This window comes from Paractinoplanes maris, assembly GCF_023544465.1.
In the GTDB taxonomy this organism is placed as follows: Bacteria; Actinomycetota; Actinomycetes; order Mycobacteriales; family Micromonosporaceae; genus Actinoplanes; species Actinoplanes maris.
In genome coordinates this window covers 142,154-165,562 of record NZ_JALPVL010000004.1, presented here as the reverse complement: position 1 = coordinate 165,562, position 23,409 = coordinate 142,154, and the positions used below count along the sequence as shown (strand labels likewise).

Genomic DNA, 23,409 nt, shown 5'->3' with positions numbered 1-23,409 from the left:
TGCCCAGCACACAACGCTCCAGCAAACCAGTCACGCCGCCAGACAGCCCAGCCGCGCTCTGCCCGAATTGTCCCCCGTCAGGCCGCTCGACGCCATTCCGCGTGAAACGCCCCTTCCTCAGACCACTCGGCCGCACTCCGACCGAATTGGCGCAGCGGCAGGGCGCTCGGCCGCACTCCGGCCGAACCGTCACGCTGCCATGGCGGTCGGTTGAGCTCCGGCTGAATTGGCGCGGCGACAGAGCCCTCAGTTGCGCTCCAGACAATTTGGGCGCGCCGGCGGGGTGCTCGGCCGTGCTCCGGCCGAACTGTGCGCCATTAGCCCGTACGAAAAAAAAGCCCAAGCAAAAACCCGCCGCAACAGCACGACGGGTTTGCATTTTGAAGACGAACTAGACGACGACGCTCACCAGCCGCCCACTCACGACGATGACCTTCTTGGGGTCGCGGCCGGCCAGGGCCTCCGCCACCGCGGCCAGGGCCGCCTCGCGCACCTCGGACTCGGCAGCCGTCGGGGACACTTCGACGCGCGCCTTGACCTTGCCGTTGACCTGCACCGGGTAGGTGATCGACTCGGCTTTCAACTGCTCCGGGTCGGCCACCGGGAACGGCGAGTAGGCCAGCGTGCCCTCGTGACCCAGCTTGGCCCACAGCTCCTCGGCCAGGTGCGGGGCGAACGGCGACAGCATCAGCACCAGCGGCTCGATCGCCTCGCGGGAGACGGTGGGCAGCGGGGTCAGCGTGTTGGTCAGTTCGATCAGCTTGGCGATGGCCGTGTTGAAGCGCAGCTCGTCCAGGTCTTCGGTGACTCCGGCGATGGTGCGGTGCAGGTGCTTGCGGACGGCCGGCTCCAGCGGCTCGTCACCGACCCGCACCGCGCCCGACTCCTCGTCGACCACCAGGCGCCACACGCGCTGCAGGAAGCGCTGCGACCCGATGACCGCGCGCGTCTCCCACGGGCGGGAGACGTCCAGCGGGCCCATCGCCATCTCGTACACCCGGAACGTGTCGGCCCCGTACTGCTCGCACATCTCGTCGGGGGTGACGACGTTCTTCAGCGACTTGCCCATCTTGCCGTACTCGCGGATGACCTCCACGCCGTCGAAGACGTACTTGCCCTCACGCTCGGTCACCTCCTCGGCCGGCACGATGACGCCGCGGGTGTCGCGGTAGGCGTAGGCCTGGATGTAGCCCTGGTTGAACAACTTGCGGAACGGCTCGAACGACGAGACGTGGCCCAGGTCGTACAGCACCTTGTGCCAGAACCGCGCGTACAGCAGGTGCAGCACCGCGTGCTCGACGCCACCCACGTACAGGTCGACACCGCCGCAGTCGCCGTCGCGCCGCGGGCCCATCCAGTAGGCCTCGTTGTCTTTGTCGACCAGAGCGGCGGAGTTGTGCGGGTCCAGGTAGCGCAGCTCGTACCAGCAGGAGCCGGCCCACTGGGGCATGGTGTTGGTCTCGCGGGTGTAGGTCTTCAGGCCGTCGCCCAGGTCCAGCTCGACGTTGACCCAGTCCTTCTTGCGGGACAGCGGCGTCTCGGGCTCGCTGTCGGCGTCGTCCGGGTCGAACGTGCGCGGCGAGAAGTCGTCGACGTCGGGCAGCACGACCGGCAGCATCGAGTCGGGCAGCGACACCGGCAGCCCGGTCTCGTCGTAGACGATCGGGAACGGCTCGCCCCAGTACCGCTGCCGGCTGAACAGCCAGTCCCGCAGGCGGAAGGTGGTCGCGCCCCGGCCGTGGCCGTGCTGCTCCAGCCAGGCGATCATCTCGGCCTTGGCCTCGACGACGCCCTTGCCGTCCAGCCAGTCGCTGTTGATCGCCACGTCGTCGCCGGTGAAGGCGCCCTCGAATCCGTCCGGGGCCCTGACCGTACGGATGATCGGCAGCTCGAAGACCTCGGCGAACTCCCAGTCGCGGGTGTCCTGGCCGGGCACCGCCATGATCGCGCCGGTGCCGTAGCCGGCCAGCACGTAGTCGGCGATGAAAACCGGGATGCTGGCGCCGTTGACCGGGTTGGTCGCATACGCGCCGGTGAAGACGCCCGTTTTGTCCTTGCCCTCGGTGCGCTGTTCGTCGGTTTTGGCCGCCGCCTCCGCGCGGTATGCCGCAATAGCCGCATTCGGTGTGGCGTGTCCCCCCGTCCACTTCGCGTTCGTCCCGGACGGCCACTCGGCGGGCGCGATGCGCGAGACCAGCTCGTGCTCCGGCGCCAGCACCATGTAGGTCGCACCGAACAGGGTGTCGGGCCGCGTCGTGAAGACGGTGATCTTGTCGTCGCCGACCGCGAAGTCGACGTGGGCGCCCCGCGAGCGGCCGATCCAGTTGCGCTGCATCATCTTGACCGGCTCGGGCCAGTCCAGCGTGTCCAGATCCTCGACCAGGCGGTCGCCGAAGGCGGTGATCCGCATCATCCACTGCTTCAGGCTGCGCTGGAAGACCGGGTAGTTGCCGCGCTCGCTGCGCCCGTCCGGCGTGACCTCCTCGTTGGCCAGCACCGTGCCCAGGCCGGGGCACCAGTTGACCGGGGCCTCGCTGACGTAGGCCAGGCGGTGGTCGTCGATCAGCTTGCGGCGCTCGACCGGCGACAGCGCGGCCCAGGGCCGGCCGTCCGGCGTGGGCTTCGACCCTTCCTCGTACGCCGAGATCAGCGTCGCGATCGGGCGGGCCTTGCGGACGGCCGGGTCGTACCAGGAGTTGAAGACCTGCAGGAAGATCCACTGCGTCCACCGGTAGTAGTCCGGGTCGGTGGTCGCGAACGTGCGGCGGTCGTCGTAGGCCAGGCCCAGGCGGCGCAGCTGCGTCTTGTAGCGCTCGACATTGGCCGCGGTGGTGACCGCCGGGTGGGTGCCGGTCTGCACCGCGTACTGCTCGGCGGGCAGCCCGAAGGCGTCGAAGCCCATCGGGTGCAGCACGTTGAAGCCGGCCATCCGCTTGTAGCGGGTGTAACTGTCGGTGCCGATGTAGCCGAGCGGGTGACCCACGTGCAGGCCCGCACCGGACGGGTACGGGAACATGTCCTGGACGTGCAGCTTGGGCGCCCCGGCCCGCGGGTGCTGGGGGTCGGCCAGCTCACCGGCCGGGTTGGGCGCCTGGAAGGTCCCGTTCGCGGCCCAGTAGTCCTGCCAGCGCGGCTCGATCTCGTTGGCCAGCGCGGCGGTGTAGCGGAACTTCGGGGTCTCTGACTCGCTCATCGTCGGCATCCGTCTTCTCGTCTCATGGTGGCTGGGCACAAAAAAACCCCTCACGCAGGAGGGGTCGCCGTGCTGGTCCGCTAGACGCGGGAGCAGCACGGCCGGCTAAGAAGCAGGAAACGCCGAGCCATGTGTTGCATGATACCGGTCGCCGCCCGGAAGCGGCGACCGGTATATGTGCGTTACGCCGCCGGTCCGTAGACCGCCAGCTCGGTGCTGTCCTGGAACACGCAGCCACTGGCGGCCGGCGGCTGGCCGACCGGGCAGAGGCCCGCGTCCTGACCCTGCGTGGTCAGCATCGTGTAGCGGACGAACTGGATGCCGTCACCCGTGCCAGCGGCCAGCGCGACCGGGGTCGGCGTGACGGTGCCGACCGGGAAGGTGCCGCTCCCGGCGACCGCCCAGGTCGTGCCGTCGACCGAGGTCTCGACGCGGTAGCCACCGGTCGAGGCGGTCTCGTCGTCACCACAGGTGGCCGACGGGTTGATGACCAGCTCGGACACGTCCACCGCGCCGGACAACCGGATCACGGCGTTCACACCCTCCGGCGCGACGTCCGAGCCCCAGCCCGCGATCTGCGACTGGTCGATCAACTGCGCCGGGCCACAGCCGAACGAGGAGTAGTCGGGCCCGGTGAAGCTGACGATCCCGGCGCCGCCCGAGGAGGCCGCCCAGTCCTTGCGGACCGACCAGTTCTCGGTCTTGGTGCCGGAGTTGATCGACAGTGTCTTCACGACGATGTCGTAGCCGGCACCGCGGGCGAAGACCTTGGCGTACGTGCCCGGGATGATCCCCGAGATCGCGTAGGTGCCGTCCGCGGCCGTGGTGGCCCGGTAGTCACCGGCGAAACCGGAGGCGTGCCCACCGAAGGCGACGGTCAGACCGGCCACCGCGGCACCGGTGTCCGAGTCGGTGGCCTTGCCCTTGAGGGTGCCCCGCGGCGTGTTGGCCGACGGCGGCGTCGAGAAGTCCTCGACCGGCTGCGCGTCGTCACCGTCGATCGAGGCGGCGAAGTAGCCCATGCCCCGCTTGGCGAAGACCTTCCACAGCGCCTTGGCGTTCTTGCCCTTGTTGACGACCAGGTCGGCGGCCAGGATCGAGTTGCGCATGTCCAGGAAGGACGGGTTGTTGGGCGAGAGCTCCATGCTCCGCGTCACCAGCGACTGCGCGGTCTTGCTGCCGACTGCCTGACGCAGGTCCCACAGGGTCTGCGCCCAGATCTCACCGTCGGCGTGCACCTCGGGGCCACCGGCATAGACCTTGCCGTAGTCGCCGTAGGTGTAGCCACCGGAGCCGGCGCCCGCCGTTCCCGGGCAGGCCGTGGCGCTCGCGCCGACGGCGCAGTCCAGGGCCTCGGAGCGGATCGTGCCGCCCGCGGTCCAGTACTTGCCGACCAGCACCTCGCCCGGCTTGGCGGTGTCCTTCTCCAGGCCCTTGGCGACCAGGTAGTCCCAGCCCAGGAAGTCGCCCCAGGCCTCACCCATGGCGCCGCCCTGCTGGCCGCTCAGGGTCGAGTTGCCGTCGGCGTCGACCACCAGGCGGTTCGACAGGCCGTGCGAGTACTCGTGGAACACCACGTCGGCCTCGTCACCGGTGTTGGCGGCGACCGACTCGGGGCCCGGCGTCAGCAGATACATCTGCATGGTCGGCGGGATGCCGTCGGGCGGGGTGTTCATGTTGGCGTTGTCGACGTGCGCCGGGTCGGGCAGGCCGGCCGCGGTGTTCGCGCCGTCCATGGCCTGGCCCTGCACGGCGTCGCCGTCCCGTGCCTCGAAGTTGCCGGCGGCCCGGGTGAAGCCGAGCGGCGCGGCCTTGAGGTGGTCGTGGAAGGTGCCCAGGAACGTGAACAGCTGCACCGCGTTCTGCTTGCGGTTGGTCTGCCACGAGTTGGGCGTCTCCGGGTCCCACGAGCAGGGGAACGCGTCGGAGCAGAGGCCACCGACCTCGTCGTTGAAGTCGACGAACGGGTAGTCCCACTGCCGTACGCCGGACGGGCCGACCTCTTCCGCGGCGTCCGGCAGGTCGTTGTCGTTGACGTCCGACCAGACGTGCGCGACGTTGCCTGACAGCTGGCGCGCGTTGTTCGGCAGCCAGCCCTTGGCGGTCAGGTCGACCGGCTGCTGGGTGCCGCCCTTGGCGGCGCCCGGGTAGTTGCGCCACACGTCGGCCGAGTCGTTGGCGATCGTGCTCTTGCGGTAGAGCACCTCGCCGGTGGCCGCGTCGATCACGTGCACGTAACCCTCGTCGACGGCGATCGTCTGCCAGGCCAGGCGCACGCCCGAGGCGGTCTGGAACCAGACCTTCTTGGCGTTGCCCTGGTCGCTGAAGGTCGTCTTGGCGGCCTCGGTCTTGGTGACCTTGGCGGTGGAGGTGCCGAAGACGTCCTTCACGGCGGCGGCGCGGGCCGCCGTGGCCGAGAGCTTCGCGGCGCCGGCGGTCGCGGGCAGCGACTTGAGCGGCGCGCCGTCGACCTGCACGAGCCGGCCGTCCTTGGTCACGTGCGCCTTGAGGCCGTTGCCGAAGACCGGCACGCCGTCGGCCACCTGCACCCAGCTGAGGTGGTGGGTGCCCTCGATGTCGACGTAGTCCTGGCGGAGCACGAGGCTCGCCAGGTCGGCCGCGTCGAGGCCGAAGACCTCGGGGTGGGCCTTGACGTAGTCCAGCGCGATCTTGGTCGGCTTCTGCTTGCTGGGCCCGGTGAGGAAGCCGTCCAGCTTCGCCACCCGGCGCGGGGTGCCGGTCGCGTTGTTGATGTCGACGATGCCCTGCACCCCCAGGGAGTCACGCAGGGTGTTCACCGCGGCGGCGGCCGGCGCCGGGACGGCGGCGCGGCTCAGGGCGGCGGTCGGTGCGGCGGCCGCGGCGGCGGCCAGGTTCTGGCGGGAGTCGTAATCGGCTCGCCGCTGCGACTTGCTGTCAGTCGCCCCGGTCACGGCCCCGGGTAGCGGCGCGGCCTGAGCCTGCGCCGGCAGCAGCGATGCGAGCAGGAAGACACCTGCGGCTGCCGCCCCCACCCTCCGGGTCGCGGACGGTACGGATAACGGATTCAATTCAGCCCCTCTCGACCGGGCCACACTTGTGAGGCCCGTCGATGGGTGACTCTTGTTGCTGATCGGCAAATATAACTAGAGCGATGTCTGATTCTTTACCCATCTGATACTCATGTCCGGTTGACGGGTGTCGAATCAGCCCGGCGGCCGACCTCGGCGAGTTGCCGTGATCGGGCTAACCTGTGGTGATGGGGTGGGGCGCCCGGCTCTTTCGCCGCCCTTTCGCCCCGGGTGCCCACGATGGGCGCGCATACCAACCTGGAGGAGGCCCGTGACAACCCCGACCTGGGACGAGCCCGGAGGACCGCTGCCGAGCGAGGAGTTCCGCGCCGCGACGCACGCCATCATGGCCAACATCGAACAGGTCATCGAGGGCAAGGGCGCAACGGTCCGGCTCGCGCTGGCGGTTCTGCTGGCCGAGGGCCACCTGCTCATCGAGGACGTGCCCGGTGTGGGCAAGACCAAGCTGGCCAAGGCGCTGGCGCGGTCCATCGACTGCTCGGTGCGCCGCATCCAGTTCACCCCCGACCTGCTGCCCAGCGACGTGACCGGGGTCAGCGTCTACAACCAGGAGACGCGCGACTTCGAGTTCAAGCCGGGCGCGGTCTTCGCCAACCTGGTGGTCGGCGACGAGATCAACCGGGCCTCCCCCAAGACCCAGTCCGCCCTCCTGGAGTGCATGGAGGAGCGGCAGGTCACCGTCGACGGCACGACCTACGAGCTGCAGGCGCCGTTCATGGTGATCGCGACGCAGAACCCGATCGAGATGGAGGGCACCTACCCTCTTCCCGAGGCGCAGCGCGACCGGTTCACCGCCCGGATCGCCATGGGCTACCCCGACCCGCGGGCCGAGCTGGCCATGCTCGACGGGCACGACGCGCACGACCCGTTGAACGATCTGCGCTCGGTCACCGACGCCGCCACGGTCCGCCGGCTGATCGCCACCGCCCGTGACGTGCACGCCGCCGAGGCCGTCCAGCAATATGCGATCGCGCTCGTCACCGCGACCCGGGAGGCCCCGGAGCTCCGGCTCGGCGCGTCCCCGCGGTCGACGCTGCAGCTGATCCGCACGGCCAAGGCGGTCGCCGCGCTCGAGGGCCGCGACTACGTGCTGCCCGACGACCTGCAGGCGCTGGCCGTGCCGGTGCTCGCGCACCGCATCATCCCGACCGCCGACGCGCAGCTCAACCGGCGGACGACCGACGCCATCGTGTCGGAGATCGTGCACCGTCTGCCGCTGCCGCACGACCGCGGGCGCTCACCGTACGACACCCGCAACGGCGGTCCGGCCACCAACCAGTACGAGTCCCGGGGGCGCTGACCATGCGGGAGGCCTTGCGCGGCCTGACCACGCGCGGCCGTTCGTTCCTGGCCGCGGCCGCCGCGGCCGGCATCTCGGCGATCATCCTCGGCGAGCGGGACCTGCTGCGGGTGGCGATCCTGCTGGCCGCCCTGCCGCTGCTGGCCGCGGCATATGTGGGCCGCAGCCGTTACAAGCTGGCCTGCACCCGCTCACTCGACCCGGGCCGGGCCGCGGTCGGCTCGAGCGCGCGGGTGATCCTGCGCCTGCAGAACATGTCCCGCCTGCCCACCGGCACGCTGCTGCTGGAAGACCGGCTGCCCTACGCACTGGGCAGCCGGCCGCGAGTGGTGCTGGAGCGCCTCGGCGCCCACCAGGCGAGCAGCGTGGCCTACACGGTGCGGGCCGACGTGCGGGGCCGCTACCCGATCGGCCCGCTGGTGATCCGGCTGACCGACCCGTTCGGCCTGTGCGAGCTGACCCGCTCGTTCCCGAGCGTCGACCGGCTCACCGTCATCCCGCAGGTGGTCACCCTGCCGGCCGTCCGGCTGGCCGGGGAGTACGCGGGCACCGGCGACAGCCGCGCCCGGTCGGTCGCCACGCACGGCGAGGACGACGCCGCCACCCGCGAGTACCGGCGCGGCGACGACCTGCGCCGGGTGCACTGGCGCTCCACGGCCCGCACCGGCGAGCTGATGGTGCGCCGCGAGGAGCAGCCCTGGGAGAGCCGGGCCACCGTGGTGCTCGACACCCGGGTCTACGCCCACCGCGGCGAGGGCCCGACGGCCAGCTTCGAGTGGGCCGTCTCGGCCACCGCGAGCATCGCCATGCACCTGCGCCAGGCCGGCTACAAGCTGCGGCTGGTCACCGGCTCGGGCATCGACATCGACGCGGCCGAGGCGACCGGCGAGGGCATCATCCTCGACACCCTGGCCGATGTGAAGCTCGCGCAGAACGGTGACCTCTCGGTGCTGGTCGAGCAGGTCCGCCGCCGCTCCGACGGCGGCCTGGTGATCGGCATCTTCGGCGCGCTGACCGTGCCCGAGGCCGAGCTGCTGGCCGGTCTGCGCGGCAACGGGGCGACCTGCATCGGCTTCGCGATCGACAGCTCGACCTGGATCAACCTGAGCCCGGGCGAGCGGCAGGAGGCCGACCGCGAGCATTCCGCGGCCGCGCTGGCCCTGGTGCACAGCGGCTGGCGCTCGGTGCCGGTCGTGCACGGGTCGACGCTGCCCGCATTGTGGCCGGCGGCCGCACGGGGCTCCAGCGGCTTCGCGTGGCGGGCGGCCATGGCCGAGACAGTGAGTGGAGTGAACCGATGAGCGGCCGGCGCCGTCTCGGGCTCGTCGCGGCGGGGGCCACCATCCTCGCGGCCGCGCCGATCTCGTCAATCTTCGACAGTTACACCTGGCTGATGCAGTGCCTGCTGACCGTGGGCCTGATCGCCGGCGCCGCGGTCGGCGCCCGGACACTGCGGTTCCCCGCGTGGGCCCAGGCGCTCAGCATGATCGTGGTGCTGCTGCTGACGCTGACCTGGCTGTTCCCCAGCGGCGAAGAGTTCCTCATCCCGACGCCGTCGACGTTCGGCCACTTCGCCGACCTGTTCACCCAGGCCGGGCAGGACACCCGGTCGTACGGCGTGCCCGTGCCCGACCGTGACGGTCTGCTCTTCGTCACGGTGCTCGGCATCGGGTCGGTGGCGATCGCGGTCGACCTGCTGACCGTCGTGGCGCGCAAGCCCGCCCTGGCCGGCCTGCCCATGCTGGCGATCTATTCGGTGCCGGTCGCGGTCTACGTCGACAGCGTCCCGGTCCTCCCCTTCATCATCGGCGCCTTCGGTTTCCTCTGGCTCCTGGTCAGCGACAACATCGATCGCGTACGACGATTCGGGCGCCGCTTCACCGGCGACGGCCGCGACGTCGACGTGTGGGAGCCGTCGCCACTGGCCGCGGCCGGGCGCCGCCTCGGCGTCGTCGGCGTGGTGGCGGCCGTGCTGCTGCCGCTGCTGGTGCCCACGATCAGCGGCGGGCTGTTGTCCCGGCTCACCCAGACCGGCTCCGGCGTCGGCGTCGGCCCGGGCAACGGCACCGGCGGGCGGATCAACCTGTTCGCCTCGCTCAGCGGGCAGCTCAGCCGCACCGACGAGGTCGACCTGGTCCGCCTCAAGACCGACGAGGCCACCCCCTACTACCTGCGCTTCGGGGTCGCCGACCAGCTCACCGCCAACGGCTTCGGCAGCACCACGCCGACCGGCGAGAACATCGCGCAGGGGCTGCCCGACCCGCGCACCGGCACCGCCGGCGGCACCTTCACCGAGCACCGCGCGCAGATCGAGATCACCGACAAGCTGGCGCAGGGCATGCTGCCGGTCTACCAGAACACGGTGGGCGTCGACGGACTGCAGAACGGCTGGTTCTTCGACGACAACCAGCAGGTCGTCTACTCCAACCGGCGGTCGACCCGGGAGCTGAACTACACCTTCGACTACGTGCGGGCCCGTTATACCCCGGCCCTGCTGCGCCAGGCCGAGCAGCTCAGCCCGGACGACCCGATCTTCAAGCGCAACACCGCGCACCCCGATGACCCCACGGTCACCGCCGAGGTCAAGCGGCTCACCGCGGGCAAGACCACCCAGTACGACAAGATCCGCGCGCTCTACGAGTTCTTCTCGACCAAGAACGGCTTCACGTACCGGTTGTCGACCCAGCCCATCGCCAACAGCTCCGAGATCGCCGCGTTCCTGCAGACCAAGGTCGGTTACTGCCAGCAGTACGCGGCGGCGCTGGCCTGGATGGCCCGGGAGGCGGGCATCCCGGCCCGGGTGGCGTTCGGCTTCACCCGGGGCGAGAAGGACGGCGACACGTACGTCATCAGCAACCGCAACGCCCACGCCTGGACCGAGGTCTACCTCAAGGGCTTCGGCTGGGTCCCGTTCGACGCCACCCCGGCGGCGAACGTGGCCGGCGCGGCCCGCTCGGACTACGCGCCCGACGTCGACCTGCCGGAACCGTCCACCACGGCCTCCGAGACGGCCGCGGTGCCGGGCGCCGACCCGTCGGCCGCCGCGGGTGGCGTGGACCGGCCCGACCGGCCCGACTTCCGGGACCCGAGCACGGCCGGTTCGTCCGGACCGGAGACGGCGGGCATGTCGGGCACGAGCCTGACCATCATCGGCCTGGCCGCCCTGCTGCTCGCTCTGCTGCTGGTGCCGGCCCTGCGCCGGGTGCTGGTGCGCCGCCACCGGCACGCGGTCACGGCGCCCAAGCAGCCCAAGGTCAGATCGCTCGAGGGCCCCGGCGACATCGTGGTGACGGCCGAGGTGGTGAAGGCCCGGGCCGACGCGCACGCGGCGTGGGACGAGCTGATGGACACGATGGTCGACTTCCGCATCCCGATCGACCCGAGCGAGACACCACGGGTCACGGCCCGGCGGCTGGTCGACGACGCGATGCTGCTCGAGGAGCCGGCCACGGCGGCGACCCTGCTCGGCACGGCGGAGGAGCGGGCCCGTTACGCCCGCAAGCCGCTGGAGGGCGGGGAGCTGACGGTGGCGCTGAGCCGGGTGCGCAAGGGACTGGCCCGGTCGGCCAACCGGCGGACACGGATCGGGGCGGTCCTGATGCCGCCCTCGGTGCTGATGCGCTGGCGGCTGGGTCTGGCCGACGCGTCGGCGCGGCTGGTCGGCGTCGGCGGGCGGGTCCGCGAGGTGCTGGCCAAGGCCAGCCCGCGCCGGCTGCTGCCGCACCGCAGCCGCTGATGCCCTGACGGACGCTGCCGCCCCCTCCGGTGAGGGGGCGGCAGCTTTTTATGGGGTCAGAAGTTACGGGTGTCGTGGGCGACGCGCCGCGACACGGCAAGGACCTCGTAGGCGCGGGCGATCACGGCCTCCGACCGGCCGGGCGACCGGACCGGGCGCCGCCGGGACCCCTCACCACCACGGCGGCGACCGCACAGGGCGGTGAAGGTGCCGGTGGCGACCAGGATCCGCTCGATCAGCGGGTTGCAGTTGAGCAGGCTCAGGGTGCGGCCCTGGACGCGGGCGTCTTCCTCGCAGTTGACCAGCGCGTTGACGACCGACGCGTCGATGAAGGTGACCCGCGCGACGTCCAGCGCGACGTCCGTGTGCCCGTCGACGAAAGCCGACTCGACGGTGGCGATCAGAGTGTTGCGATTGTCCCGGTCGAAGTCACCGCGAGCGGACAGCAGCGCGTGACGACCGTCGGAAGCAGCGAGGGTGACGGCACCCTCGGGCGAAGGCCTTGCCGTGACGTCCATGCTCCCCCCTGTCGGTGAGCTGGCCTGGTTCCGTTGCTCATACTTCTCCGAGTCGGCCGTGAGGACTATGCGCGGCGCGAATTTGGCACACGAAAAACCGATGGCGGCCGATGGCCGCCATCGAAGAGCTCGTGTTCAAGTGCCGCCGGCTGCCCTGGGGAGCGCGGTCGCGTCAGCCGCTGACCTGTATGCCGGTCAGCGGGTGGCCTGTCGTGGCCGCCCGCCGCTGACCTGTATGCCGGTCAGCGGGTGACCTGTCGTGGCCGCCGGCCGCGGACCTGTCAGCCGGTCAGCGGTGTCCCTCGGGGCGCTGGCGCCAGCGATCCTCGAGGCGATCGAGGAAGCCGGATTTGCGGGTCTGGCGCGTGCGGCGCGTGGCGGTGCCGCCCACGGCCTGCAGGTCGGGAGCCGAACCCTTGCGGCGGGACTGCATCGCGAACGCGGCGGCGCCCAGCATGACGACGAAACCCGCGACGCCCAGCGGCGTGGTGCGGCTGACCGTGCCATAGACGACGAGGCCCAGACCCAGGACGATGACGAACGCGGCGACCAGAATCCGGCGTCGCGCGTGAAAACGCGGGTCGCTGGCCCGCACAGCCGAGGCGAACTTAGGGTCCTCGGCAAGCGACCGCTCGATCTGATCGAACAGCCGCTGCTCGTGCTCCGAGAGCGGCACGGCATTCCTCCCCGGGCGCAGATCCAACCCCCCAGGCGGGGTCGGGGTGTCACTGAGGTAAGTGGCGCGGGACAGCCGTCGGCTGCCTTACCGAGCAAGTCTACGAGGGGGTTGGCGGGTCGGAAAGCGGGACGACCGTCGAGTGCGGGTGATTTTCGGTTCGGCGAAGGTCACTTCGTCCCAAAAGACTGGCTGGACCGAGGCCGCCGGGACCGAAACGGGCGATGACGGCGTCGCGCGCGGCCTCCGCCTCACGCCAGCCGCGCTCGGGCTCACCCAGGCTGAGCTGCCGTGACGTGGTGGCCGTGGCGGTGAGGCCCTCGACGCGGACGCCGACGAGGCGAAAGTGCTCGCGCGCACCGAGTGCGGTGAACAAGGCCCAGGAAATCTCGAATATCTCTCGTGCCACATCGGTGCTCGTGTGCACCGTGCGGGAGCGGTTGACCGTGCGGAAGTCGGCCAGCCGGACCTTGATCGCCACCGTGCGGCCCACGACGCCGGCCGCGCGCAGCCGGGCACCGACCTTGTCGGCCAGGGCGAGCAGGCTCGTGCGGATCACCTCGGGATCGGCGATGTCGGTGTCGAAGGTCATCTCGGCGCCGATCGATTTCTCCTCGCGCTCGGTGCTGACCCGGCGCGGGTCCCGCCCCCAGGAGAGCTCGTGCAGGTGGACGGCGGCCGCCTCGCCCAGGGCGCCGCGCAGCATGCCGACCGGCGCGTGGGCGATCTCGCCGACGGTGGTCAGGCCCAGGCGGCGCAGGGACTCGGCGGCGCGCTCGCCGACACCCCACAGCGCGTCGACCGGCAACGGGTGGAGGAAGTCGAGGACCAGGGCGCCGGGGACGACGACCACGCCGTCGGGCTTGGCCCGGGTGGAGCCGAGCTTGGCCACGAACTTGGTCGGGGCGACGCCGACCGAACAGGTCAGCCGCTGCTCGTCGTGCATGCGCCGGCGGATCTGGGCGGCGATCTCGGTGGGGCGGCCGAGCAGGCGCTGGGCGCCGGCCACGTCGAGGAACGCCTCGTCGGAGGAGAGCGGCTCGACCAGGGGGGTCACGTCCCGGAAGATCGCCATGACGGCCCGGGACGCCGCGCCGATGGCGGGGCCGTCGACGGGCAGGAAGACACCGCGCGGGCAGAGCGCGCGGGCCCGGGCGGTCGGCATGGCGCTGCGGACGCCGAAGCGGCGCGCCTCGTAACTGGCCGAGCTCACCACGCCGCGCGGGCCGACCCCGCCCACGATCACCGGCCGGCCCCGCAACTCGGGCTGGGAGCGCACGGCGACCGAGGCGAAGAACGCGTCCATGTCGACGTGCAGGATCGTGCAACCCGCGTCGTCGGCGCCGGGGCCGAAGCGCGGATCACGTGCCCTCGGCAAGGCCTGGCTGCGTCCCACGTCAGGAGGTTAGCCCGACCCCCCGACAACAACGGATCACCGCAGCTCAGCGTGGCTGTCGCGGCGCCCGGTCAGCGGGCGATCAGCGGGCGATCAGCAGGGGGATCTCCATCTCGGCGGCGGTTACCGAGGCGTGGTAGGCGATCAGGCGGCCGACCGTCGGCGGCTCCCAGCCGCCGGCCAGGGCGACGGCCCGGCCCTGACAGATCACCGCGACGTCGCCGATGCGGTCGCGGTGATCGGACGGCACCGGACCGAACCAGCCGCCGTCGATCGCCTCGTCGCGGGTCAGCACCCAGGCCGCGTCGCCGAGGACCCCCTGCCAGGCGGCGACCACGTCGTCCAGGGCGCCGGGAGCGGCGTAGAGATAGCGGACGCGCGGCTCCCCGGCCACGCCCGTCACCCCGGCCTGCAGGGCGGGAATGTCCGCCATGTCGAAACGTGCGTCAGACGGAACATTGAGCTGGCCGTGATCGGCGACGACCAGCAGCGCGGAGTGGGCCGGCAGGCCGTGCACGAGCCGGTCGATCAGGGCCCCGGCGTCGCGGGCGGCTTCCCGCCACGGGCCGGAGTCGATCCCGGAGCCGTGGCCGTGATGATCGAGATCGGCGAAGTAGCCGTAGACCAGTGCCGGGCCGGTCGCGGCGCGGAGCTCTTCGAGCATCCGATCGGCCAGTGCCCCGGTGGCGGGGCGGTAGGCCGAGCCGCGGTAGGCGGAGACGGTGAGGCCGCTGCCCTCGAACTCGGGCCGGCTCACCACCGTGGTGGCGACGCCGGCCGCCGCGGCGAGCTCGAAGCGGGTCGGCACCGGCTGCCACTGTGCGGGGTCGGGGTCGCGCTTCCACTGGATGTGGTTGAGCACCCGCCCGTCCGGCCGGCGCGTGGTGAAGCCGAGGATGCCGTGCACACCCGGCGGTACGCCGGTGCCCAGGGTGACCAGGCTGACCGGCGTGGTCGACGGGAAGCCGGCGGTCAGGGTGCGGCCGCGGGCGGCGAGGTCACCGATGACCGGGGCGTGCGAGGCCACCAGCGGGATCTGGTGCGCGCCGAGCCCGTCGACCAGGAGCACGGCCACCCGGGTGATGCCGTCCAGTTCGTCCCGCAGACCGAGGGGGTCGGGCGCACCGGGCACCCCGAGCACCGCCGACACACTGGGCAGCACCTCGGCCAGGCTGCCGGAGCCGTACGCGGGCCGTACCGGCTCGAGCGCCGACGCCGGCAGGTGATCGGCCGGCACGACCAGCGGCGCGGCGGTCACGACACCGGCCCGACGCCGGCCGACGTGGCGGACAACCCGGCGGACAACCCGGCGGCCGACGTGGCGGACAACCCAGCGGGCAACGTGGCGGACAACCCAGCGGGCAACCCGGCGGCCGACAACCCGGCGGGCAACGTCGGGGGCGGCGCGGCGGTCATGGCTTGCGGGCGAAGAGGTGCAGCTGGGAGGCGATGTCGCGGAACGGGGGCCGGGCCGACAGCTCCAGCTCCAGGTCCAGCAGCGCCTGCGGATCCTCCTCGACCACAGCGGCCGGCAGCAGGTCGGCCAGGACCCGGACGCCATGGGTCTGCTCGATCGTCAGCCCGGCCGCGGCCAGCAGGTCGGTCGCGGTCTGCGCGTCGTAGCGCCGGCGCAGGGTGTCGCGGGCACCGGCCCGGCCCTCGGGGTCGGCCGCCACCGCGCCGGCCGCTCGCAGGTGCCCGTTGATCGCCCGGCCCAGGATGGCCGCCGCCCGGCCCGCGACCAGCACGCTCACCGCTCCCCCGGGGCGCAGCGCCGTGGCCATCGCGGTGACCACGCCGACCGGGTCGTCGACGACCTCGAGCACGGCGTGGCAGAGGATCAGGTCGACGCTGCCCGGCGCGACCAGCCCGGCCAGCGCGTCGCCGTCACCCTGCACGGCCCGGATGCGGCCGGCCATCCCGGCGTCGGCCGCCCGGCGGGTCAGCGCGGCCAGCGCGTCGGGGCTGGCGTCGACGACGGTGACGGAGTGCCCGGCCTCGGCCAGCGGAACGGCGAAGCCGCCGGTGCCGCCGCCGACGTCCAGCACGGTCAGCTCACGGCCGGGGTCCCGCTCCAGCTCGCGGCGCAGCACCGCCCACACGGCGGCGGTGCGGGCGGAGACGAGCGGGCGCGCTGTCCGCGTCGATGCGTTGTCCACAGGGGCAGAGTAACGGCAGGCGGGTGCGACTCTCAGAACCGGAACAGCACGCCGGTGGCGCGGCGCATCTCGCAGCTGTTGCCGAAGCGGTGGGTCCAGCTGACCTCGCGCCCCTGCCAGGTGCCGCTGAGCGTGGCGGTGACCGGCTTGTAGAGCAGGACGCAGGCCGTCGACGTCTGCGTGATCCGGCCCGGGTCGGCGCCGACCTGCTCGAGAGTGGCACAGGCCTGCGCGGCGCGAGGATGGCCGCCGCCGGGCGGGCCGCAGGTGAGCTTGACCGCCATCGCGAAGCCGGCGTCGGCCTGGTAGCTGAGCGTCACCGCGCTCTCGGTGGTGGGACGGGGCGGGGAGCCGTAGGTGGGCGGCGGGTCGGGCACGGGACCGATGAGTGCGGCGGCCAGAAGAAGAGGGAGCATGTCATCAAAGGTACAAAATCGGGCGAAAGGAATGTCTAGCGGAAGTCCCGGGAGGCCGGGGTCACCGGTGGGGTGAGCGCTTCGAGCCGGTCCGCGACCAGGTTGAGCACGCCCTCGGACTTCTCCAGCCGGCCCCGCACGATCAGTGCCGAGCTGGTGCGGGCCACCCGGCGGTAACGCTGCCACAGCCCCGGCGAGCAGGTCACGTTGAGCATCCCGGTCTCGTCCTCGAGGTTCACGAAGGTCACGCCGCCCGCGGTCGCCGGGCGCTGCCGGTGCGTGACGATCCCGCCGACCCGGATGCGGGTGCCGGCGTCGACCCGGCCCACCCGGGCGATCGGCAGGGCGCCCACCTTGTCGAGATCGGCCCGCAGGAACTGGGCCGGGTGCGTCTCGGGGGACAGGCCGGTGGCCCAGACGTCGGCCACCAGCTCGTCGACCGCGCTCATCCCGGGCAGCATCGGCGCGTCGGTGCCGGTCACCGTGCCGGGCAGGCGGTCGGGCCGATCCTGCGCGGCCGCCCCCGCGGCCCAGAGCGCCTCGCGCCGGGTGAGGCCGAAACCCGCGAAGGCGTCGGCTGTGGCCAGCGCCTCCAGGTGGGTGGTGGAACATCCCGTACGCCGGGAGAGGTCGGTCATGCCGCGGTAGGGACCGTGGGCCCGGCGCTCCTGCTCGATGCGCTCGGCGAGGTCCTCGCCGAGCGTACGGATGCTGGCCAGACCCTGCCGCACAGCCGGACCGCCGAGACCCCACGCGTGGGGCGGCTCCCCCGGCAGCGCACCCCACCGGGTCTGCGGCGTCGACTCGAGGGTGGCCCGGGCGTCGCTCAGGTTGATGTCGGGGCGGCGCACCTCGACCCCGTGCCGGCGGGCGTCGTCGACCAGCGACTGCGGCGAATAGAAACCCATCGGCTGGGCGTTGAGCAGGGCCGCGCAGAAGGCCGCCGGGTGGTATCGCTTGAGCCAGGCGCTGGCGTACACCAGATAGGCGAAGCTCATCGAGTGGCTCTCCGGGAAGCCGTAGTTGGCGAAGGCGGAGAGCTTCACGAACAACTCGTCGGCCAGCTCGCCGGCGATCCCGTTGGCGGCCATCCCCGCGTACAGCCGGCTCTTGATCTTCTCCATCTTCTCGACCGACCTCTTGGAGCCCATCGCGCGGCGCAGCTGGTCGGCCTCGGCCGGTTCGAAGCCGGCCACGTCGATCGCCAGCTGCATGAGCTGCTCCTGGAAGAGCGGCACGCCGAGCGTCTTCTCGAGCGCGTTGCGCATCAACGGGTGCGGATAGGTGACCGGCTCCAGACCGTTCTTCCTTCTGATGTACGGGTGGACCGAGCCGCCCTGGATCGGGCCGGGACGGATCAGCGCGACCTCCACCACCAGGTCGTAGAAGCAGTTCGGCTTGAGCCGGGGCAGGGTCGCCATCTGGGCCCGGCTCTCCACCTGGAAGACGCCCACCGAGTCGGCCCGGCAGAGCATCGCGTAGACCTCTTCGTCGGTGAGGTCCATGGTCGAGATGTCCAAGTCAGACTCGATCATCTCGTACGCGTACCGCAGCGCCGACAGCATGCCGAGGCCTAGCAGGTCGAACTTGACCAGCTCGATCGCCGCACAGTCGTCCTTGTCCCACTGCAGCACGGTGCGGCCCGGCATCCGTCCCCACTCGACCGGGCAGACCTCGATGATCGGGCGGTCGCAGATCACCATGCCGCCCGAGTGGATCCCCAGGTGGCGGGGGAAGTCCTGCACCTGATTGGCGAATTCGACCACGGAAGCCGGGATGTCCTCGACGTCGACCGTGGCCACGCTCCCCCACCGGTCGATCTGCTTGCTCCAGGCGTCCTGCTGCCCCGGCGAGAACCCGAACGCCTTGGCCATGTCCCGCACCGCCGAGCGCGGCCGGTACGAGATGACGTTGGCGACCTGGGCGGTGTGCTCGCGGCCGTGCAACTCGTAGACGTGCTGGATCACCTCCTCCCGCCGGTCCGACTCGATGTCGACGTCGATGTCGGGCGGGCCGTCGCGCTCCGGGGCCAGGAAGCGCTCGAAGAGCAGGTTGTGGGCGACAGCGTCCACATTGGTGATGCGCAGCGCGTAACAGACGGCGGAGTTGGCCGCGCTGCCCCGGCCCTGGGCATAGATCCCCTGGTCCCGGCAGAACTGGACGATGTCGTAGACGACCAGGAAGTAGCCGGGGAAGCCGAGCTCGTCGATCATGCGGAGCTCGTACTCGATCTGCTCGTAGGCCTTCGGATGCGCCTGCGGCGGGCCGTAACGCTCCTGGGCGCCGCGCATGGTGAGCTCGCGCAGCCAGGTCATCTCGGTGTGGCCCGCGGGGATCGGGAAGTCGGGCAGCTTGGGAGCGACCAGGTCGAGGTCGAACGCGAGGTCCTCGCCGAACATGGCGGCGTTGGCCACCGCGCCCGGATAGGCGGCGAACCGGCGGGCCATCTCGTCGCCGCTGCGCAGGTGGGCGGTGCCGGCCGCGGGCAGCCAGCCGTCGATCTCGTCGAGGCTGCGGCGCGAGCGGACGGCGGCCAGCGCGGTGGCCAGCCGGCGCCGGGCCGGGGTCGCGTAGTGCACGTTGTTGGTGGCGACCACCTCGAGGCGGCGGCTTCCGGCCAGCTCGAAGAGCGCGTCGTTGCGGTCGTCGTCGTACGGGTCGCCGTGCGAGGTCAGCTCGACGGCGACGTTCGGCCGGCCGAAGAGGTCGACCAGGCGATCGAGCTCGGCTGCGGCCGCGTCCAGGCCCCCGGTGGCCAGCGCCGACGGGACCGGGCCCTTGCGGCAGCCGGTGAGGATCAGCACGTGGTCGCGCAGCGTCTCGGCGAGGTGCTCCAGATCGCCGTACTCGGGCTTGCCCTTCTCGCCGCCGGCGAGCTGACCGCGGGAGATCACGGCGGCCAGCCGGGCGTAGCCCTCGTGACCGTGGGCCAGGGCGAGCAGGTGGCGGCCCTCGGGGTCGGCCTCACCGTTCTGCGGCTTGCTCAGATCGAGCGACAGCTCGGCGCCGAAGATGGTGGGCAGGCCGAGCTCGCGGGCGGCCTGAGAGAAACGGACAACGCCGTAGAAGCCGTCGTGGTCGGTGACGGCCAGCCCGTTCAGGCCGAGGCGGGCGGCCTCCTCGGCCAGTTCCTCGGGGTGGCTCGCGCCGTCGAGAAAGCTGAAATTGCTGTGGCAGTGAAGTTCCGCGTACGGGGTGACCTGCTCACGCCGCACCAGGGCGGGCGCCTCGTAGGGCTGCCGCTTGCGCGACCAGGCGGGCGAGTCGCCACCGTCACCGTCGACGGCGAGCGGGTCGACGACCGGCTGCAGGTGCCGCTCACCCTTCCCGGTGAGCGACCTCTCCAGGTCCGACCAGGACATCTTGGGGTTATGGAAGCCCACAGCCACTCCCCTCAGTCATAGAGGGCCTCCACGGCCCAGTGGCCGCCGGCCAGGCTCAGCAGCAGGGCGCGGCCGTCCGCCACGACCACCTGGAAACGTGCCCGGCGGCGGGACTCGGCGGGAGCCCACCAGCGCTCGTCGACCGGCCACGGCCCGGCCCACCCGGTGACCGCGACGGGCCGGGCACGCTCGACGATCAGGGCCGCGGGGTCGGCGGTGAGCTCCAGGCGGGCGCTCACCCCGACCGGGGTGCCGTCCCGGTCGAGGACCACGGCCGGGAGCGGCCTGGTCAGCACCAGGGCCGGGGCCGGCTTGGGCAGCCGGCCGGGCCAGGGCGGCAGCGCGAGTGACGGAGCCGTCCGCCGGCGACGCCGGCCACCGGGCGGCACCGCCACCATGGTCACGCCGGTCTCGTCCTGGGGACGCGTGTCTCCTGGGGTGCGGCTTTCCGATCCGTCGGCCGGCTCTGCCGGGGTGCGGTCCGATCCGTCGGCCGGCTCTGCCGGGGTGCGGTCTGATCCGTCGTCCGGCTCGGCGATGGTGAGCGGGGGCGGCACGTGGGCCAGGACCGGGTGGGTCCGGATGCCGGGGACCGGCTCGGCCTGGGGAGCCGCGGGGCGGTGCGGGTCACGCTCGTCACCCCAGGGGACCAGGCGGATCTGGTCGTCGGCGTTGCGGCCGCCGCTGAACACCGGGGTGACCACCGATTCGGGGCCGAGCAAGCCTTGTACCCGGCTGAAGGCACGGTGGGCCCGCTCGCGGTCGGCGCCGGCGTCACCCCAGAGCCCCGGCTGCAGTCCGAGGTGGACGAGCACACCGTCCGGGACCAGGCGCAGCCGCACGAGGCCGGCGGTGGGGCGGGCCGGGGCGCCGCGGCGGGCGCCGGTGAGCCAGCCGTCGAGCTGCCAGCGGACCCGCTCGGCGATGGCGGCCGCGGTGAGCGTGCCGTCGTGGCGCCAGACGCGATGCAGTTCCTGGCCGTTCGCGGTGACCGCCTCGATGCCCAGGCGGGTGCAGGCCAGCCCGTGCGCGGCGAGCTTGTCGTGCAGCCGCTCGGCCAGCGCCCGGCCGGCGAAGGCAGCCATGTCCACCCGTTCCAGAGGCTCGTCGTACGTCTCGGAGACCTCCAGATCGGGCGGCGGCCGGCGCACCGCGAGCGGCCGATGGTCGAGGCCGGCGGCGAGCCGGTGCACGAGCGCGCCGTCGAAGCCGAACCGGGTCAGCACGTCACCGGCGGGCAGCGCCGCGAACTCACCCAGCGTCTGGAGGCCGAGCCGCCGGAGCAGGTCGGTCAGCTCGGGTCGCTCGATCGCCTCGATGGGCTGCGACCGCAGGAAGGCCGGGGTCCCGCCGGGCTCGATCACCCGGCCGCCGCGGGCCGCGAGCCCGGCCGCGAACACCCCTTCGGCGATGCCGACCTGACTCTCCACCTCACAGGCCTGCGCGACCTGCTCGACGATCCGCTCGGCCGCGGCCTCCTCCCCGCCGAAATACCGTGACGGCCCGCGCGCGGCGAACGCCAGAGCCCCCGGCCGGATCACCTCGACACCCACCGCGACCTCCTCGACGGCGGCGACGACGGGTTCGAAGGCCCGCGCGTCCCGCCCCGGGTCATGCTCGACGGCGGTGACCTGAGGGCATCGGCTCTGCGCCTCCCGGCGTCGCAACCCCCGGCGTACGCCTTCCCGCCGAGCCACCTCGGAGCAGGCGATCACCCGGTTGCCGTGCACCACGACGACGGCCTGAGCAGCCGGAATCCCCAGCACGATCTCGGCCGCGACCACCGGCCAGTCCGGGCACCAGAGCAACATCGTCCGCCCACCGGCACTCATCACATCACCGCCGCCGACCCGGACCCGGAGCGTTCTGCCCTCTCCCCCGGCCCAGCACCGTCCTCGTCCTCACCGTCGACCGGCCGTTCGAGCGAGGGTACGAGAGTGAGCTGCACCGAATGCCCGGAACGCACAACGGGCAGCTGCTGGGAGACGCCGACGGGCGCCGAACCGTTTGTCCTGGCCGCCTTGGACGGAGGCGGCCGGACGCCGGTCAGGCGCGAACCGGGAACAAGCCCCGCGGGGCCGCTCGCCTGCGCCGCTGGAGACGAAGACGGCTGGGAGACGCCGGTGGGGTGCGGAGCGGGAACAGGCTCCGCCGAGCCGCTTGACTGCGCCGCGGGGGACGGCGGTTGCTGGGGGATGTCGGGGACGGAGGCGAGCCGAGGACGAGTGGGTTTGTCCGCAGTGGACTTGACGGGAGGGGTTCGGCCGGGGGCTGAGGGTGGGGTGAGGGGGCGGATCGTGACGCCGGGCATCCACATGGTGATCTCTTTGGGGCGGGCGGCGGCTCCGCGGCCGCGGGCCAGGACTCTCACCTGGCGGCGGCGCAGGCGGCCGTGGCCTTCGTCGAGGCCCTCCCAGTGGGCGTCGAGCACCCGCAAGGTCACGTCGGCGCCGGACCAGTCGCCGTAGGGAACCAGGACGCTGCCCCGCTGCCGGGCCCGGGCCACCAGGCGGGAGGCGATCGAGGCCGAGACGCCACCGGGAACGGCCAGGACGATGAGGTCGACGCCGTCGATCAGGGCCGCCACCACGGTGGGCCACTCCGGGCCGGGGTCGGGCACCAGAGCCAGCCGGTCGAGGGCGATCCCGTTCTCGGCGGCGGCGATCGCGCCCAGCGACGGCACGCCGACCACCGCGCACCAGGAGCCCGTCCGGGAGGCCTCGGACAACAGAGCCAGCAGCAGGGACGTCCCACCGGCGGCGGTGGCGGACTGCCCGGCGGCCACCGCGACGGTGCTGCCGCGGCGCAACCCGTGACCGGGCAGCAGCGAACTCAGCTCGGGCGCCACCGGCAGCGTCCGGTGCAGGCCCGCCGTCTCCGTCTCACCCGCCGCCCGAACCAGCTCAGCAAGGGCGGCCGCACCGCTGATCATGCGTCCCGCCATGTGTTGCCTCACTCTGTTGCTCAGTTTCGTGCTCGCCCGCCACGAGCCGTCCGGTTTCCGATGTCCCGCTCAGGCCATCCGCCCCTCCTCCACCCGCCACCCACCACGCTCACCACCGGCCGACTCGAAGCGAGCCAACCGACAACCCACCGCCAACCCGAAGCCACCAACCGACACGACGCTCCCCACACCACAACCACCCGGCGCCGAACCAAAGCCACCAGCCGACACGAAGCCCCCCACACCACAACCACCCGGCGCCGAACCAAAGCCACCAGCCGACACGAAGCCCCCCACACCACAACCACCCGATGCCGAACCAAAACCGCCAGCCGACACGCCCCCTCGCACCACACCACCCAAGCCGAATGAAGCCGTCAGCCGGCACGCCTTCGAGCCACAACCACCCCATGCCGAACCGAAGCCGCCGGCTGACAGGACACCTCTCGCGCTACAACCACCCGGTGCCGTCAACCGGCACGCCGCCCCTCGCGCCACAACCACCCGGTGCCGAACCGAAGTCGTCGGCCGGCGCGACGCCAAGCACCCCGTGATCAGACCCACTGCTCGCACCTCCATGGGCTGTCGCCGGTCTCATCAGTGGTTCTCGCTGATAG

13 protein-coding genes and 1 pseudogene are annotated in these 23,409 nt (G+C 72.0%); 3 read left to right on the top strand and 11 right to left on the bottom strand.

Annotation, left to right across the window (positions count from 1 at the left end):
- Window positions 1–391 precede the first annotated feature (391 nt).
- Window positions 392–3,202: a leucine--tRNA ligase gene (gene leuS / locus NAG42_RS12865; protein ID WP_250030466.1), complete on the bottom strand. Its 2,811-nt coding sequence runs from the start codon at window positions 3,200–3,202 to the stop codon at window positions 392–394.
- A 173-nt stretch (window positions 3,203–3,375) separates the two neighbouring features.
- On the bottom strand, window positions 3,376–6,207 hold the full coding sequence (locus NAG42_RS12860) for a M36 family metallopeptidase (RefSeq protein ID WP_250030465.1): 2,832 nt from the start codon (window positions 6,205–6,207) through the stop codon (window positions 3,376–3,378).
- Between the two features lie 307 nt (window positions 6,208–6,514).
- On the opposite strand from NAG42_RS12860, the gene NAG42_RS12855 reads away from it, so the two are divergent.
- From NAG42_RS12855 to NAG42_RS12845, 3 genes are read left to right on the top strand one after another with little or no spacing between them, the layout of a single operon-like run.
- Window positions 6,515–7,564, top strand: coding sequence for an AAA family ATPase (locus NAG42_RS12855; RefSeq protein WP_250030464.1), 1,050 nt, complete (start codon window positions 6,515–6,517; stop codon window positions 7,562–7,564).
- A 2-nt stretch (window positions 7,565–7,566) separates the two neighbouring features.
- A complete protein-coding gene (locus NAG42_RS12850) occupies window positions 7,567–8,865 on the top strand; it encodes a DUF58 domain-containing protein (RefSeq protein WP_250030463.1) in 1,299 nt (432 codons plus the stop codon).
- Entirely contained in the window at window positions 8,862–11,300 is a 2,439-nt protein-coding gene (locus NAG42_RS12845) for a transglutaminase TgpA family protein (protein WP_250030462.1), read from the top strand. Before NAG42_RS12850 ends, NAG42_RS12845 begins: the two co-directional genes overlap by 4 nt.
- Window positions 11,301–11,356: 56 nt before the next feature.
- Here NAG42_RS12845 and NAG42_RS12840 read toward each other — a convergent pair whose 3' ends face one another.
- The 9 genes and pseudogenes from NAG42_RS12840 to imuA' all read right to left on the bottom strand — a co-directional run.
- Window positions 11,357–11,818, bottom strand: coding sequence for an STAS domain-containing protein (locus NAG42_RS12840; protein WP_250030461.1), 462 nt, complete (start codon window positions 11,816–11,818; stop codon window positions 11,357–11,359).
- A 289-nt stretch (window positions 11,819–12,107) separates the two neighbouring features.
- Complete coding sequence (locus NAG42_RS12835; protein WP_250030460.1) at window positions 12,108–12,494, bottom strand: SCO2097 family morphological protein; 387 nt, start codon at window positions 12,492–12,494, stop codon at window positions 12,108–12,110.
- 100 nt (window positions 12,495–12,594) lie between these two features.
- The gene (gene dinB / locus NAG42_RS12830) at window positions 12,595–13,890 is read right to left on the bottom strand and encodes a DNA polymerase IV (RefSeq protein ID WP_250030459.1); all 1,296 of its coding nucleotides are present in this window, start codon (window positions 13,888–13,890) and stop codon (window positions 12,595–12,597) included.
- Between the two features lie 82 nt (window positions 13,891–13,972).
- Complete coding sequence (locus tag NAG42_RS12825) at window positions 13,973–15,133, bottom strand: alkaline phosphatase family protein (protein WP_284045307.1); 1,161 nt, start codon at window positions 15,131–15,133, stop codon at window positions 13,973–13,975.
- A gap of 169 nt (window positions 15,134–15,302) precedes the next feature.
- A complete protein-coding gene (locus NAG42_RS12820) occupies window positions 15,303–16,049 on the bottom strand; it encodes a methyltransferase domain-containing protein (RefSeq protein WP_250030457.1) in 747 nt (248 codons plus the stop codon).
- 32 nt (window positions 16,050–16,081) lie between these two features.
- The gene (locus NAG42_RS12815) at window positions 16,082–16,465 is read right to left on the bottom strand and encodes an SSI family serine proteinase inhibitor (protein WP_250030456.1); all 384 of its coding nucleotides are present in this window, start codon (window positions 16,463–16,465) and stop codon (window positions 16,082–16,084) included.
- Between the two features lie 35 nt (window positions 16,466–16,500).
- On the bottom strand, window positions 16,501–19,848 hold the full coding sequence (locus NAG42_RS12810; RefSeq protein ID WP_250030455.1) for an error-prone DNA polymerase: 3,348 nt from the start codon (window positions 19,846–19,848) through the stop codon (window positions 16,501–16,503).
- 11 nt (window positions 19,849–19,859) lie between these two features.
- Window positions 19,860–21,680 (bottom strand): DNA polymerase Y family protein, encoded by a 1,821-nt coding sequence (locus NAG42_RS12805; RefSeq protein ID WP_250030454.1) that lies wholly within the window; start codon window positions 21,678–21,680, stop codon window positions 19,860–19,862.
- Window positions 21,681–22,111: 431 nt separating this feature from the next.
- A pseudogene (gene imuA' / locus NAG42_RS12800) lies at window positions 22,112–22,792 on the bottom strand (DnaE2-dependent mutagenesis accessory factor ImuA'); the annotation flags it as partial.
- Window positions 22,793–23,409 lie beyond the last annotated feature (617 nt).

Coding starts and splice junctions, on each gene's coding strand:
- leuS (WP_250030466.1), bottom strand. CDS start 3,202: ATGCCGACGATGAGCGAGTCAGAGACCCCGAAGTTCCGCTACACCGCC.
- NAG42_RS12850 (WP_250030463.1), top strand. CDS start 7,567: ATGCGGGAGGCCTTGCGCGGCCTGACCACGCGCGGCCGTTCGTTCCTG.
- NAG42_RS12845 (WP_250030462.1), top strand. CDS start 8,862: ATGAGCGGCCGGCGCCGTCTCGGGCTCGTCGCGGCGGGGGCCACCATC.
- NAG42_RS12840 (WP_250030461.1), bottom strand. CDS start 11,818: ATGGACGTCACGGCAAGGCCTTCGCCCGAGGGTGCCGTCACCCTCGCT.
- NAG42_RS12815 (WP_250030456.1), bottom strand. CDS start 16,465: ATGCTCCCTCTTCTTCTGGCCGCCGCACTCATCGGTCCCGTGCCCGAC.
- NAG42_RS12805 (WP_250030454.1), bottom strand. CDS start 21,680: ATGAGTGCCGGTGGGCGGACGATGTTGCTCTGGTGCCCGGACTGGCCG.